12 protein-coding genes are annotated in these 14,288 nt (G+C 44.0%); 8 read left to right on the top strand and 4 right to left on the bottom strand.

The window, feature by feature from the left end:
- The first annotated feature begins 16 nt into the window (after positions 1 to 16).
- The gene (yoaA, locus tag AC2UZJ_RS10120) at positions 17 to 2,029 is read left to right on the top strand and encodes a DNA repair helicase YoaA (RefSeq protein ID WP_486950031.1); all 2,013 of its coding nucleotides are present in this window, start codon (positions 17 to 19) and stop codon (positions 2,027 to 2,029) included.
- Here the strand turns inward: yoaA and AC2UZJ_RS10115 are convergent.
- On the bottom strand, positions 1,974 to 3,899 hold the full coding sequence (locus AC2UZJ_RS10115; protein WP_486950030.1) for a methyl-accepting chemotaxis protein: 1,926 nt from the start codon (positions 3,897 to 3,899) through the stop codon (positions 1,974 to 1,976). The two genes, yoaA and AC2UZJ_RS10115, sit on opposite strands and share 56 nt — an antisense overlap.
- A gap of 87 nt (positions 3,900 to 3,986) precedes the next feature.
- Positions 3,987 to 4,766, bottom strand: a complete 780-nt coding sequence (locus AC2UZJ_RS10110; protein WP_486950078.1) for an outer membrane protein assembly factor BamD — start codon at positions 4,764 to 4,766, stop codon at positions 3,987 to 3,989.
- 217 nt (positions 4,767 to 4,983) lie between these two features.
- Here AC2UZJ_RS10110 and AC2UZJ_RS10105 point away from each other — a divergent pair, with 217 nt between their 5' ends.
- From AC2UZJ_RS10105 to phaR, 5 genes are all read left to right on the top strand, one after another.
- Entirely contained in the window at positions 4,984 to 5,943 is a 960-nt protein-coding gene (locus AC2UZJ_RS10105; RefSeq protein WP_486950077.1) for an RluA family pseudouridine synthase, read from the top strand.
- On the top strand, positions 5,928 to 6,701 hold the full coding sequence (gene pgeF, locus AC2UZJ_RS10100; RefSeq protein ID WP_486950029.1) for a peptidoglycan editing factor PgeF: 774 nt from the start codon (positions 5,928 to 5,930) through the stop codon (positions 6,699 to 6,701). Before AC2UZJ_RS10105 ends, pgeF begins: the two co-directional genes overlap by 16 nt.
- 162 nt (positions 6,702 to 6,863) lie before the next feature.
- Complete coding sequence (locus AC2UZJ_RS10095; RefSeq protein ID WP_486950028.1) at positions 6,864 to 8,501, top strand: PHA/PHB synthase family protein; 1,638 nt, start codon at positions 6,864 to 6,866, stop codon at positions 8,499 to 8,501.
- A gap of 83 nt (positions 8,502 to 8,584) precedes the next feature.
- Positions 8,585 to 9,322 carry an acetoacetyl-CoA reductase gene (phbB, locus tag AC2UZJ_RS10090; RefSeq protein WP_486950027.1) on the top strand — a complete coding sequence of 246 codons (738 nt, stop codon included), beginning with the start codon at positions 8,585 to 8,587 and terminating at the stop codon, positions 9,320 to 9,322.
- 41 nt (positions 9,323 to 9,363) lie between these two features.
- The gene (phaR, locus tag AC2UZJ_RS10085) at positions 9,364 to 9,921 is read left to right on the top strand and encodes a polyhydroxyalkanoate synthesis repressor PhaR (protein WP_486950026.1); all 558 of its coding nucleotides are present in this window, start codon (positions 9,364 to 9,366) and stop codon (positions 9,919 to 9,921) included.
- Positions 9,922 to 10,001: 80 nt separating this feature from the next.
- Here the strand turns inward: phaR and hmpA are convergent, their stop codons facing one another.
- Both hmpA and AC2UZJ_RS10075 read right to left on the bottom strand, forming a co-directional pair.
- Positions 10,002 to 11,174: an NO-inducible flavohemoprotein gene (hmpA, locus tag AC2UZJ_RS10080; protein WP_486950025.1), complete on the bottom strand. Its 1,173-nt coding sequence runs from the start codon at positions 11,172 to 11,174 to the stop codon at positions 10,002 to 10,004.
- A 90-nt stretch (positions 11,175 to 11,264) separates the two neighbouring features.
- A complete protein-coding gene (locus AC2UZJ_RS10075; RefSeq protein ID WP_486950024.1) occupies positions 11,265 to 11,498 on the bottom strand; it encodes a hexameric tyrosine-coordinated heme protein in 234 nt (77 codons plus the stop codon).
- A 181-nt stretch (positions 11,499 to 11,679) separates the two neighbouring features.
- On the opposite strand from AC2UZJ_RS10075, the gene AC2UZJ_RS10070 reads away from it, so the two are divergent.
- Together AC2UZJ_RS10070 and AC2UZJ_RS10065 are read left to right on the top strand one after the other, a co-directional pair.
- Positions 11,680 to 12,906, top strand: a complete 1,227-nt coding sequence (locus AC2UZJ_RS10070) for an MFS transporter (protein ID WP_486950023.1) — start codon at positions 11,680 to 11,682, stop codon at positions 12,904 to 12,906.
- Complete coding sequence (locus AC2UZJ_RS10065) at positions 12,903 to 14,279, top strand: NarK family nitrate/nitrite MFS transporter (protein ID WP_486950022.1); 1,377 nt, start codon at positions 12,903 to 12,905, stop codon at positions 14,277 to 14,279. The genes AC2UZJ_RS10070 and AC2UZJ_RS10065 overlap by 4 nt, the downstream gene beginning before the upstream one ends.
- Positions 14,280 to 14,288 lie beyond the last annotated feature (9 nt).

The raw sequence follows: 14,288 nt of genomic DNA, 5'->3' as shown, positions 1-14,288 counted from the left end.
TGAAATTGAATTCACCATGCTTTTGCAGGACTTAGACCAGGTTTTTGCCATTGACGGTCCTTTAGCCGCTTCGGTAGACCATTATTTTCCTCGTGCTCAGCAGCTAGCCTTGGCGCAGTCCATACAGCAGGCGGTAGAAGCGCCATCTATTTTAGTCGCAGAGGCGGGCACCGGTACAGGTAAAACCTGGGCATATTTAGTGCCCTTGTTTTTAAGTGGCCGTAAAACCTTAATTTCCACAGGTACGCGCACCTTACAAGATCAACTATTTAGGCGCGATCTACCCCATTTACGTAAAGCGTTATCCCTCTCTTTAAGTGTGGCCTTGCTTAAAGGGCGCAGTAATTACGTGTGTCATTATTATTTTGAAAAGTACGAGCAAGACGAGCGGGGTTTTAGCTCCAGAGCGGAAGTGGCGCAAATGCGCCATATTCAAACCTTTATAGAGCGCAGCAAAACGGGTGATAAAAGTGAATTAATCGAAGTCCCTGAAGAAGCTCCAGTTTGGCACCGCGTTACTTCTACGCGTGAAAACTGCTTAGGCCAAGACTGTCCTTATATTAATGAGTGCTTTGTGCTGAAAGCGCGCCGTAAAGCGCAAGAAGCCGACATAGTGGTCGTTAACCATGCCTTGTTCATGGCTGATTTGGCTTTGCGCGGTGAGGGCATCACGGATTTATTACCTGAAGTGGATGTGGTGGTATTTGATGAAGCACACCAATTACCTGATGTAGCTACTCGTTTTTTAGGCAGCACGGTATCTATGGCGCAGGTGAATGATTTAGCGCATTTAGTAGAGGTGGCGGGTCTAGCTCATGCTAAAGGTACCACCGATTGGAGCGCGGTAGCGGGAGCTATTAAGCAGTGCGTCCAAGAGTTAAGACTACAGGCCGCCCCCATTCAAAAGCTAAATGGGCAAAAAAGCACCTTCATAGACCTACCCAATGCCCAAGCCTTTGATGAAGCTTTAGAGGATCTTTTAAAAAAGCTAGATAAAGTCATTAAGCTGCTGGATTTATTAAAAGAACATCACCCGGATTTAACGGCAGCTTATAAGTCGGCGCTACAAATACGCGCTCAAATCTATGTATGGACCCAGCCAGACCGTAGCGGAAAAAACACCTTATTATTGGATGCAGACCAAGCCACCATTGATCAACAGGAACAAGAGTCTGTGCGTTGGGTAGAGCATGGTGGTAGTTATCTACGTTTGCACCGCGCGCCCTTATCTGTAGCGCAGTTGTTTTCTCGCTATAAAGGCGATGAACAAAGTTGGGTATTTACTTCCGCCACCTTATCGGTGCATGGAAATTTCAATCATTTTGTGCACCAATTAGGCTTGTGGGATGCCAAAGTAGAAGTGTGGCCTTCGCCTTTTGATTACCCAGAACAGGCCTTGCTGTATGTGCCTAAAGATTTGCCTTTACCCAGTAGCCCGGCTTTTTATCCTGCTTTTATTAATGTGCTTATGCCTTTCATTAAAGAGACCAAAGGGGGAGTATTAATACTCAGCACTACACTGCGTGGTGTAGATCAAATGGCAGACTTACTTCAAGACCGTTTGGAAAATCTAGGGCTAACACGAAATCTGATGCGTCAAGGCGAGAGGTCTAGACAGGTATTACTCGATGAGTTTAGAGCAAAGCCGAACGCGATATTAGTGGGGAGTGCGAGTTTTTGGGAAGGTATTGATGTGCCAGGCGATGCTTTAACGGTAGTGGCCATAGATAAGCTACCCTTTGCGCCCCCAGATGATCCGGTTTTAGAGGCACGCATCAAAGCCTGTAGAGACCGTGGTGGCAATCCTTTTGTAGAGTATCAGTTACCTGAGGCTGCTATTACGTTAAAACAGGGGGCGGGGCGTTTAATACGTACCGAAAAAGACTGGGGTGTATTGATTATGGGGGATGCGCGCCTAGTTGAAAAACCTTATGGCAAAGTGATGTGGCGCGGCTTACCCCCATTTACTCGTACTAGAGATGCTGCTCAAGCGCTGGCGTTTTATCAGAAAAAGTCAGTTTCTCTTTAGGCGCTAATTGGCTTTGTTGTACCAGGGCTGGGTTGATTTTGAAGGCAGCTACGGCATCTGCTAAATCATGGGCTTGTTGCTCTAAGGCTTGGGCTGCAGTGGTAGCTTCGATTACTAACGCTGCATTTTGCTGAGTGATGCCATCCATTTGATTAATCGCGATGCTGGCTTGGCCAATGCCTTGATTTTGCTCTGTGGTTGAACGTGTGAGTTCATCAATAAGTTTTGTGACTTCAGACACCGAATTAACTAAGGTTGTCATAGTATCAGCGGCTTTGTGAGTGAGGGTATTACCTTCAGCAATACGTTCAACGGAGGTATCTATAAGCTCTCGAATTTCCCCTGCAGCTGCAGCAGAGCGTTGGGCTAGACCACGCACTTCTGATGCTACTACCGCAAAGCCGCGCCCAGCTTCTCCGGCTCTAGCTGCTTCTACCGCAGCATTTAAGGCTAAAATATTCGTTTGAAAGGCAATGGAGTCAATGAGATTGGTAATTTCCATGATTTGCCCTGAGCTCGCTTTGATACCACTCATCGCTTGCAGCACTTGCTCGGTGGTTTGTTGACTGCTGTTTGCCATGGCACTGACAGAATGGGTGAGCTGATTGGCGTCTTGAGAGTGGCTGGCGGTGTTTGCCACCAAAGCACTGAGTTCTTCTAAACTTGCGGCGGTTTGTTGGAGGCTAGCGGCTTGTTGTTCGGTGCGTTGAGAAAGATCAGTATTACCAGCAACGATTTCATTTGCTGCTTGGTAAATGACACCAGTGGTGACTTGAATATCTGCCACCAAAAATTCAATTTTACTGACAAACTCATTAAAATAATGGGTAAGCTGAGCTATTTCATCATTACCGCGGCTAGGAATGCGTACGGTTAAATCCCCCTGACCTTGAGCAATGTCTTGCATAGATTGTACTACCTGCTGCAGCGGTTTAGAGACAAGCCGGTATACAAGTAAATAAATTAATAAGCACAATAAAATACTAGCAATAAAGATTGTGCTCACTATACGTAGGGCGCTATTAAATAAGAGTTGATTCACGTCTTTGTTATTATAAGCCACCACAATTTCATAGCCCCAGGGGGTAAAGGCTTGGCGTTTTACTTGCCAGTTACTGTTTTCCTCTTTTAGCACCCCATTAACTTCATCATGATTTACATGCTCTGAGTGCATGCGTAGTTGTTGTTTATCATCCAGTAATGCCACAAACCCATGCTCTAACACTTTGAGTGCCTTGATGGCTTGTTGTAATTCGTCTAAATCAGTTTGATAACCCACATACCAAGCACCTATGACTTCGTCTTGAGCGTTAAACATGGGTTCGTAACGAGTTAAGTAAGGAGTGCCTAAAATATCAACTGGACCATAGAAATCGTGGCCATTTTTAAGCGCTTTATACGCTGCGCCCGATTGAGAGAGGTGGGTGCCCACGGCTCGTTGATTCTCATGCATAACGTTGGTGGCAATACGAATGAAATCATCGCCATTACGTACGAAAAGAGTGGCAGTACCGCCTTGCGTCTGGGTGACTTCATCAACAATGCGATAGTTTTCTACTTGGGGGGTATCGCCTAACATTAAGCTGGGTAAAGGGGTTTCACCTAGATAAGTTTCGTAACCTAAACTAGGTCTACCGTAACGTAGCCCTTCTTGCTTGAGTAGCTGCATACTGCCATTTACTCGGGTTTTCATGAGGTTATCTAGTACCGTGAGTAAACGGGCTTTACGAGCCAAGGTTTCATCTACTGTATTATTTAAGTTTTGAAGTATTACAGTGCGCTCAGTATGTAATGCAACCACCGTTACTATCACTGCTAGAAAAAATACTAAGCTGATGACAGCAAGTAAAAATTTAGTCGAAATCTTCATCGTGTTATCCCCAAACACCTTTAAAATTATTAGTAGTGCTTAGGATTGTAGGGGATAACTGTTATATTTTGTTAATGATTGTTAATTTTAGAACCAGTTTATTGGGTTCCAGTAATTTTTGTCAGATTTAAGACCTTTTTCAAAATACTCCGTATCGGGGTAGTTTTGCTCCATAATACGTTTTACGTCATCGCGTAAGCTTTCTTCTCCGAGTTTATCGTAAGAGGCATACATAATATAAAGCGCTCTCTCAGCAATGGGCACGCCATCAAAATCTGTAATAACGCGTTGGGCACGATTAATCGCGGCTACATAGGCCTTACGCGTGTAATAGTATTCGGCTACGTGCACTTCATTTTGCGCCACAATATTCACAAGCCAGCGTGCACGTAGACGGGCGTCATTTGCGTAGCGACTGTCTGGGTATTGTTCAATGAGTTGCGTGAAAGCATCATAAGACTCGCTAAGACCTTTTGGATCACGCTCACTGGGGTCTTGCATAGTGAAATTCATCAATCTAGCACTGGGCGGAGTGAAGGAAATTAAACCTTTAAGGTAAAGCATGTAATCACTACCGGGGTGATTCGGGTATTGTTTTTGAAAGCGGTCTATGGCGGCTAAGGCTTGCTCGGGTTCTTCGTCTTTCCAGTTAATATAAGCCTGATCAATTAACGCTTGTTGCGCATAAATCCCAAAAGGATATCTGGCTTCTACGGCTTCTAGGCGGGTTCTGGCTTGCTTCCAGTTACCTGCAGCCATTTCTTCTTTGGCGTCTTGGTATATGCGTTCAGCTGTCCAACCAGCAGTAGGGTCTACTTCTGTTTTGACTGAACCGCAAGCTGCTAAAACTAAGCAAGCACATGCAATGGATAGCGTGCGGCCAATGCGTTGAATATAAGGCGATTGTTTTATGGGTGATGTTAAGCGCGTCACAAGAGCATCCTTTGCAGTATGCAGTAGGCAATAAGTTTGAATAATAAAGCATTTTACAATGCTAAAGTGATTCTAGGCCAATCATTCTGTACAGAGCAATTTAAGCATGCCAAAATTTACCCCATCCTCATTACCCAAGGTTAGACCATTTATCATGAACACAGCCATTTCTCACGACAATAATCAAGCACTGCACTATCAAATTAGCCTAAGTGCTCTACCTGAGCGCTTAGATAAAGTGTTAGCTCAGTTCATGCCCGAGCATTCCCGTAGCCGTATTCAAGACTGGATAGAACAGGGCCACGTATTTGTAAATGAGCAAGCCGTACTGCGTATACGCTATAGAGCCTTGCCAGGGGATCATATTAAAGTTTGGCCGCAGGCTAGGCCCGAAGAGTTAGCCTATGAGGCAGAGAATATTCCCTTAGAGATAGTAGAGCAAACGGATGCCTGGGTGGTCATAAATAAGCCAGCTGGGCTAGTTACGCATCCTGGAGCGGGTAATTGGACCGGCACGTTATTAAACGGTTTACTTCATCATTATCCGCAGCTTACACAAGTAGCGCGAGCAGGAATTGTCCATCGCTTAGATAAAGATACCTCTGGGCTAATGGTAGTGGCTTTAACTGAAATAGCACAAACTCATTTGGTGCGTCAACTCCAAGAGCGTACGGTTAAAAGAGAATATATGGCTTTATGCCATGGGTTTTTATACGGTGAAGGCAGTATTGATTTAGCCATAGGTCGGGATGCGCGTGTACCTATACGCATGACCACCAAAAATCCCACGGCAGCACGAGCTGCGCGTACGCATTATCAAGCCCTAGAACACGGGTTGTTAGGACGTGGGGAGGCCGTTACTGCGGTACAGTGCCGCTTAGAAACCGGCCGCACACATCAAATACGTGTACATCTTAGTAGTCAGAACCATCCCTTATTAGGCGATGAAATCTACGGTGGTAAACCGTTAGCTGGAGCTAATCGTCAAATGTTGCATGCCAGAGCTTTAGCGTTTGAAGATCCTAGCACTAAAAAAATCGTGACTTTCACCATGGCGCCACCCACTGATTTCAATGAGATTTACGAGCAAATTCAATGGAAAAACACCTAAAAACAATTTCTGGACCTAAATGGTCAGGGGTACGCTATTTTACTACGACTCTAATGGGCGGTTGCAGTCAGGGTGATTGGGCTGGCTTAAATCTAGGGCAGCATTGTGGTGATAATCCAAAGCACGTTGAGCAGAACCGAATTTTACTTAATAGACTTTTACCTAGTGAACCGCATTGGTTGCAACAAGTGCACAGCACGCATATTTACAGAGCGTTGCAACCAGCTCAAAAAGTGGTTGGCTTAAATTATGATCAGGCGCCGTTGGCCGATGCGAGCTGGACCAACGTGCCTAACACCGTGATTGCTGTACTTACAGCAGATTGCTTGCCGGTAGTGCTTGCTGATAGCCAAGGTACAGTGGTGGGCGTGGCGCATGCGGGCTGGCGTGGTTTAACTGCAGGTGTGATTAAACGCTTATTTTTGCAGTTGCAGCAGCAAGTAGGTACAGAAGCGCATTGGCAAGCTTGGATAGGACCAGCTATTAGTCAAAAGCATTTTGAGGTAGGACAAGAGGTGTATGATATGTTTACACAAAAAAGCCACGCTTTAACGCGTTATTTTATCTCTACCTCAATACCTAATAAGTACCTTGCTGATTTAGCTGGTTTAGCCGCCCATCAACTCCTTGATCTAGCTAAAGATAAAATAATTATTAATTTTAGTCATGCATGTACTTATACAGAAGAAAACAAGTATTATTCATATAGACGGCAAGCTTCTACCGGCAGAATGGCCACATTGGCTTGGTTAGTCTAATTGTGTTCACAAAATAGATTCGAATTGTGTATAGTATTAATATAGCTATATAACTATTAAAAAATAACTATCAAATAAAATAACTACTAAATAACAAAATATAGTATAGGTACACGCAGATATAAGTTTTTATTTATTCATTTATTTTCTAAGGTGTGTAGAGTGAGTCAAATTAGCTCTAATAACTGGCAAAGTCTTTCTTTGCTAGATCAAGAAAAACTGGGAGAAATCCAGCAAGAGTTCTTGCGTACATGGCAAGAGTTAAACGTACAGGCACAAAAAGGTGAGCTAGAGCCACCGCGTAATCGCCGCTTCCGTGGAGATGCTTGGGCGCAAAATCAGCAATCCTTGCTTAGCGCTCATCTATGGGAGCTATATGCAGATACCTTAAATCGTATGGCATATACCGTTACAGATAGTCCAAAAATTCATGAGCAGCTGGCCTTTGCTGCTATGCAATGGGCTGAAGCCTTATCTCCCGCTAATTATCTAATTACCAACCCTGATGCTATGCAGACAGCGGTAGAGACTCAAGGTCAAAGCTTGCTGAAAGGAGCACAAAACTTTCTCAAAGACGCTCAAAGAGGGCGTATGGAGCAAACGGATGAGTCCCAGTTTGCCGTGGGTGAAAATTTAGCGGTCACACCCGGTGCCGTAGTTTATCAAAATGAGCTCTTTCAGCTCATTCATTATCAGCCACAACAAGCGTCAGTCTATGAAAGACCTTTACTTGTGGTGCCGCCAAATATTAATAAATATTACATTTTAGACTTACAACAAGAAAACTCGTTTGTGCGTTACGCTTTAGAGCAAGGCCAGCAGGTTTTCTTAATTTCTTGGCGTAATGCTCTCCCTAATGATGATGATGGCATCCTTGACGCCACTTGGGGAGATTACTTAGAGCATGGTGTTTTAAAAGCCATAGAAGTAGTACAAGACATTAGCGAAAGCCCAAAAGTTAATACGTTAGGTTTTTGTGTGGGGGGTACCTTATTAGCCTCGGCACTAAGTATTGCTAAAGACAGAGGTGAAAACCCCGCCAGCAGCATGACACTACTCACCGCCATGCTGGATTACAGCGATGTAGGCATTATGGGTGTGTTTGTAGATGAAGGTTTAGCGGTATTACGTGAATGGATGTTGTCTGGTTCTAAGCTTATGAAAGGCTCAGACTTAGCTACTACTTTTTCATTCTTACGTCCTTCGGAGCTGGTTTGGAATTACGTTTCCAGCAATTACCTCAAAGGTGAGACACCACCAGCCTTTGATATTTTGTACTGGAACTCAGATGGTACAAACTTACCTGGGCCTTTTTACACCTGGTATTTCCGTAATACCTACCTAGAAAATAACCTCGTAGTAGGTGGTAAAGTTAAAGTGGATGGCAGTCCCATAGACTTCAAGAAACTAACGCTTCCTACTTATATGTACGGTTCCATTGATGACCACATTGTGCCTTGGAAAACGGCTTACTGTAGCACAGCTATTGTGCCAGGAGCAGAGCGCTTTGTATTAGGAGCTTCTGGTCACATTGCTGGCGTGATTAATCCGCCTGCGGCGAACCGTCGCCATTACTGGGCTTATGATGCGGCTGAGAAAGCGGATTTTCCAGGTGTAGCTGAGGATTGGCTAGAGCAGGCACCAAAGCATGAAGGTAGCTGGTGGCCTGATTGGAGTGCGTGGCTTGTTAAGCAGTCTGGTAAAAAGAAAAATGCACCTAAAGCCTTGGGTAATAAAAACTACCCAGAGATTGAGCCTGCTCCCGGCCAGTACGTGAAAACCAAAGCAGTAAATGACTAAAGCAGTAAATGACTAAAGCAGTCAATGAATAGTAATAGCTATTTAAATATCAAATATCAAAGATTAAATATTAGGAGAATCTTATGACAAAAAAAATTGCCTACGTAACAGGTGGTACAGGTGGAATCGGAACGGCCATTTGTCAGCGTTTAGCTAAGGATGGCTTTACCGTGATTGCGGGTTGCAGCGCTAATCGTGACCCCCAAGAGTGGTTAGATGAGCAGAAAAAACTTGGTTTTGACTTTCATGCCTCCTCTGTAGATGTCACAGACTGGGACTCTACCGTGGCTGCTTTTGATAAAGTTAAAGAGAAATTTGGTCCGGTAGATGTACTAGTCAATAACGCTGGTATCACACGTGATGGTCAGTTTCGTAGAATGGATCTAGAAGCCTGGCGTGCCGTGATAGACACAAACTTAAACAGCATTTTTAATGTAACTAAGCAAGTGGTAGATGGCATGCTAGAAAAAGGCTGGGGCCGTATTATTAATATTAGTTCGGTTAATGGCCAAAAAGGTCAGTTTGGTCAAACTAACTATTCCACAGCTAAAGCAGGTATGCATGGTTTCACTAAAGCCTTAGCTCAGGAAGTGGCATCTAAGGGTGTAACCGTAAATACAGTATCTCCTGGTTATATCGGTACCGATATGGTACGCGCTATTCGTGAGGATATTTTAGAGCAGATTGTGGCCACCATTCCAGTGCGTCGCTTAGGTGAGCCTGAGGAAATTGCCTCTATGGTGGCGTGGTTAGCCTCTGATGATGCTGGCTTTGCTACCGGTGGTGATTTCTCCGTTAACGGCGGCCTGCACATGAGCTAATTCGTCGTTAGACGAACTAGTGAGATTGATTAGACATAACTATGACACAAGACAATACACCAGAAACGACTCGACTGATTAAGAAATACCCCAATCGACGCTTGTACGATACCCAGACTAGCGCCTATATTACGCTAGCTGATGTGAAGCAGCTTGTACTGGCTAATGAAACGCTGGAAGTCGTCGAGGCCAAATCCGGTGAAGATATTACGCGTAGTGTGTTGTTGCAGATTATTCTCGAAGAAGAAGCGGGTAGTATGCCTATGTTTTCTGCGAATGCATTGGCACAAATTATTCGCTTCTACGGTAGTACCATGCAGGGGTTGATGGGTAATTACATAGAGAAAAATATTCAGGCGTTTATTGATATTCAAGAGCGTATGAGTAAGCAGTCTAAGGGGTTGTATGATCCTAAAATGGGTTCTGAAGCCTGGACACAATTCATGGCAGTACAAACCCCTGTACTTCAAAATGCCATGAATAATTACATAGAACAAAGTAAAAACTTGTTCGTGCAAATGCAAGATCAAATGCAAGGCCAAACATTAAATATGTTTAGCTCTTTTCCATTCAATCCTGCAGATCATAAAAAAGACTAAATCTGTAACCTTACGCACTTTTCTATAAACCCTAACTATTTTTTAATGGCTAGGGTTTTTTTATGGGGAAATGGGTAAATTTATTGTAAAGCTTCCGCTGGACCAAAGAACTCGTAGTGGCATTGTTCTTCTGGGTAACCTAACTCAGTAAGCGCTCGCTTTACCATCGCCATAAAAGGAGTGGGGCCTAAAAAGTAAACATCCATATCGGTACTAGGTAGTAGTTTGGCAATTAAATCTTTATCTAGTAAGCCTTCATGGTGGGCTTTATTTTCTTCATTGTTTTCATAGCACTTAAAGATAGTCAGATTAGGATGTGCTGCAGCTTTTTCATGCAACCAATCATAAAAAGGGTCTACGCCGTGGTGTTGAGCGGCATGAATAAAGTAAACGGGCTGATCAGTAGTAAGAGCTTCTTCCAGTAAAGGCACCATAGGCGTAATGCCAACCCCAGCAGAGATCAAAGCAATGGGGCGGGTAGGTTCTTGCAAAGTAAACACACCAAAAGGGGGGTAAACACGGAAACGATCCCCAATTTTTACTTCGTCGTGCAAGTAATTAGAGACCACACCTTCTGGTTCACGTTTAACGCTAATGCGGTAATACTCACCATTGGCAGTATCGGAAATAGAATAGTTTCTACGCTGCTCACCTTCTAAAAAGATGAAGCGAAAACCTAAGTACTGGCCTGCTTTATGTTTAACTATAGGTTTACCATCGATGGGTTTTAGGTAGAAAGACGTAATCACATCACTTTCTTTGACTTTATCGGCCACATAAAAAAGTCGCTCACCGCGCCAGCCACCCTCCGCCATTTCCGTATCATGATATAGCGTTTCCTCTTTTTGAGTCAGAAGGTCTGCTAAGGCAAAATAAGCGTTCTTCCACGCATCCATCACCTCAGGGGTGGCAATTTCTTCTCCTAATACTTCTTTAATAGCACGTAATAAACATGTGCCAACAATAATGTATTGCTCAGGCAGAATCTGTAAAGAGGCATGCTTATGAGTGACTAAATCCACGAGTTCTTGCAGATTTTCAGGTGAATCAATGTTTTTCGCATACATAAGCAAGCTATTTGCCAAAGCCCGGGGCTGTCTGCCCGAATCTTGAGCTGCCTGATTAAACAGTACACGCACATCCGTATACTCGGAGAGCATGGTGTTATAAAAATGCTGCGTTAATTGCTCACCACCAGCCTCTAATAAAGGCACGGTGCTTTTGATAATTGCTTGCTGCTCAGCGGATAACATGATTAACTTCCTTAAAGGTGTATATAAAAGTCATGTTATAACACGACTTTTATAGAGTGTCACTAAATCATGTATTAAATTAGTGTTTTATTATGTTTTAATCCAATAATTATTCGCTGCCGCTACCGTTTGGAAATTAATGGCAATTACCTGCGAGGCCGCGGTTAAGGCATTGGCATCATTCGCATATTCAGGGCGTAATCGATGCAAAACCTCTGGGTCAGGCTGGGTGTATTTAACGCCACGACGGCTGAGCGTAATTGCCAGCTCATACCCTTCTTGCGGGGTATTTGTTATTAGGGTTGGTAACCATTGATCAGTCATAAAAACCTCCGTAGGGTAAATAGAAAGATATCTTATAAAAGTAACAGTCTTTTATTGATATAAATCAAACCATCTCAAAGAATGTACCTGTAGCCTTTTATTAATGAAAAATGAGTTCAATACTCATGTTTCATGATCCACTACTACCTAAATTTATGCAATAGGAAAAAGGAAGGTCACAATGAGGAAATCGTCAGCTTCTCCATACCTAGTACTTGGCGGCAGTACCTTTGCTTTTACCATTTGCTTTGCGGTATGGATGATGTTTGCGGTCTTAGGTATTCCCATCCGCACTGAGCTAAATTTATCCGAAACACAATTCGGCCTTTTGGCAGCAACGCCAGTATTAACGGGCTCCTTAGTGCGCGTACCCCTAGGCATCTGGACTGACCGCTATGGTGGTCGTATGGTGTTTTTGCTCACCATGTTGGTTGCCGTCATCCCCATTTGGCTCTTATCGTACGCCACGCAGTATTGGCAGTTCTTAGTCTTGGCTTTATTTGTAGGTTTAGTGGGTGGGTCTTTTTCAGTGGGCACACCGTATGTGGCCCGTTGGTTTCCTAAAAATAAGCAAGGCTTAGCGATGGGGATATTTGGGGCCGGAAACTCCGGCGCGGCTCTTACCAAATTTGTGGCACCGGCCCTAATTGTGATGGCAGGAGGGGCTTGGACTATTCTTCCTAAAGTGTATTCGATTGCGCTGTTGATTACGGCCATCATTTTTTGGTTACTAACGTCTACTGATCCGGCACATAAATCCCCCCAGTCCACCAGCATCAAATCGCAATTGGTTTTGTTAAAAGATCCCCGTGTTTTACGTTACTGCCAATATTATTCCGTGGTATTTGGTGGCTATGTGGCGCTTTCCCTATGGATGACGCAGTACTACATAGGCGAGTACGGTTTTAACATTAAAACCGCTGCTTTTTTAGCGGCGTGTTTTTCATTGCCTGGTGGTGTCTTGCGTGCAGTGGGTGGTTGGATATCCGATAAGCACGGCGCTTATAAAACCACGTGGTGGGTGATGTGGGTGTGTTGGGTGGCCTTTTTCCTTTTAAGTTATCCCGATACGTCTTTCACTATTAATACGGTTCAAGGTGAGCAAACTTTTCGTATTGCGCTTGGCCCCATTACTTTTACGGTTTTGATGTTTGTGGTCGGGATCGCCATGGCCATAGGGAAGGCATCCGTATTTAAGTTTATATCCGATGAGTTTAGTGAAAATATGGGTGCGGTTTCCGGCATTGTGGGCTTAGCTGGAGGGTTAGGCGGTTTTGTTTTGCCTATTTTATTTGGCATCCTCGTCGATCTTACCGGCATACGCTCAAGTAGTTTTATGCTGCTTTACGGTACCGTTTGTATTTCCTTAATTTGGATGCACTTTAGTTTTAAAAAGGGGCAGGCATGAGTAATAAATATGTACTCACCACATGGAAGCCAGAAGACATTAATTTTTGGGAGCAAGAAGGTAGCAAAATTGCTTCTAAAAATTTATTTATTTCTATACCCGCTTTGGTTTTGGCTTTCAGTGTCTGGATGTTGTGGAGCATTGTCGCGGTTAATTTAAATAAAGCCGGTTTTGATTTCACCCCTAACCAGTTGTTTTGGTTGGCTGCTTTACCTTCTTTATCGGGCGCAGTTCTGCGTGTTTTCTATTCTTTTCTCGTGCCTATTTTTGGCGGTAGACGTTGGACGGCAATTTCTACTGCCATGCTGCTTATCCCAACCTTGGGTATAGGTTTTGCCTTAAAAGATCCCAGCACCTCCTATTCCACCTTATTGATCCTAGCGTTGCTGTGCGGCTTAGGTGGCGGCAATTTCAGCTCCAGTATGGCGAACATCAGCTTTTTCTTTCCGAAGGCCCGTAAAGGCTTAGCTACTGGCTTGAATGCGGGAGTTGGGAATTTAGGTGTGTCTTTAGCGCAGTTTGCCATTCCTATTGCCATTGGTTTCAGTGTGTTTGGTGGCATAGGTGGCGGCCCACAGGTAGTAGATGGCGATGCCGTGTGGATGCAAAACGCCGGTTTTATATGGGTGCCGTTTATTGTGATTATTTCGGTAGTGGCTTGGTTTGGCATGAATGACATTGCCGATGCCAAAGGGTCTTTTAAAGAGCAAGCCATTATCTTTAAGCGTAAACATAACTGGATTATGTGTTGGCTGTATGTAGGTACATTTGGCTCTTTTATTGGATTTTCTGCCGGTTTTGCTATGCTCAGCAACCTACTTTTCCCTGACAGTAATGGCGTAGCGTATGCCTTTTTAGGCCCTTTGATTGGCTCATTAACGCGTTCAGTCGGTGGAGGTATTTCCGATAAATTCGGTGGAGCTCGCGTTACGCTTTATACCTTTACGTGTATGACAGCCATTGTGGTCGCCCTGTTTTTTGTTATTCCAACTGCAACGTCTAGCGGTAGTTTTCTCCTGTTTTTAGTGTTATTTATTACCTTATTTGCGCTTTCAGGCATTGGCAATGGTTCCACTTTTCGCATGATTCCAGTGATTTTTGCACTAAAACACGCTCGATTCTCAAATGGAAAATCTGAGGCAGAGCAGGAGAAAGCCAAACTTGCCGCAAATAAAGAATCAGCCGCAGTATTGGGTTTCACCGGCGCCGTAGGTGCATTTGGTGGGTTTTTTATTCCGCGCAGCTTTGGTACTTCCATTGCCATGACCGGTGGTATTGAAGCCGCTTTGGTTTCTTTCGTTATTTTCTATCTAAGCTGTATGGCAATTACGTGGTGGTTTTATGCTCGCCGTAATGCGCCCATGCCTTGCTAGTAAAATTAT

This window comes from Paenalcaligenes sp. DL 309, from assembly GCF_057475285.1.
This window is presented reverse-complemented; position numbering and strand designations above follow the sequence as displayed.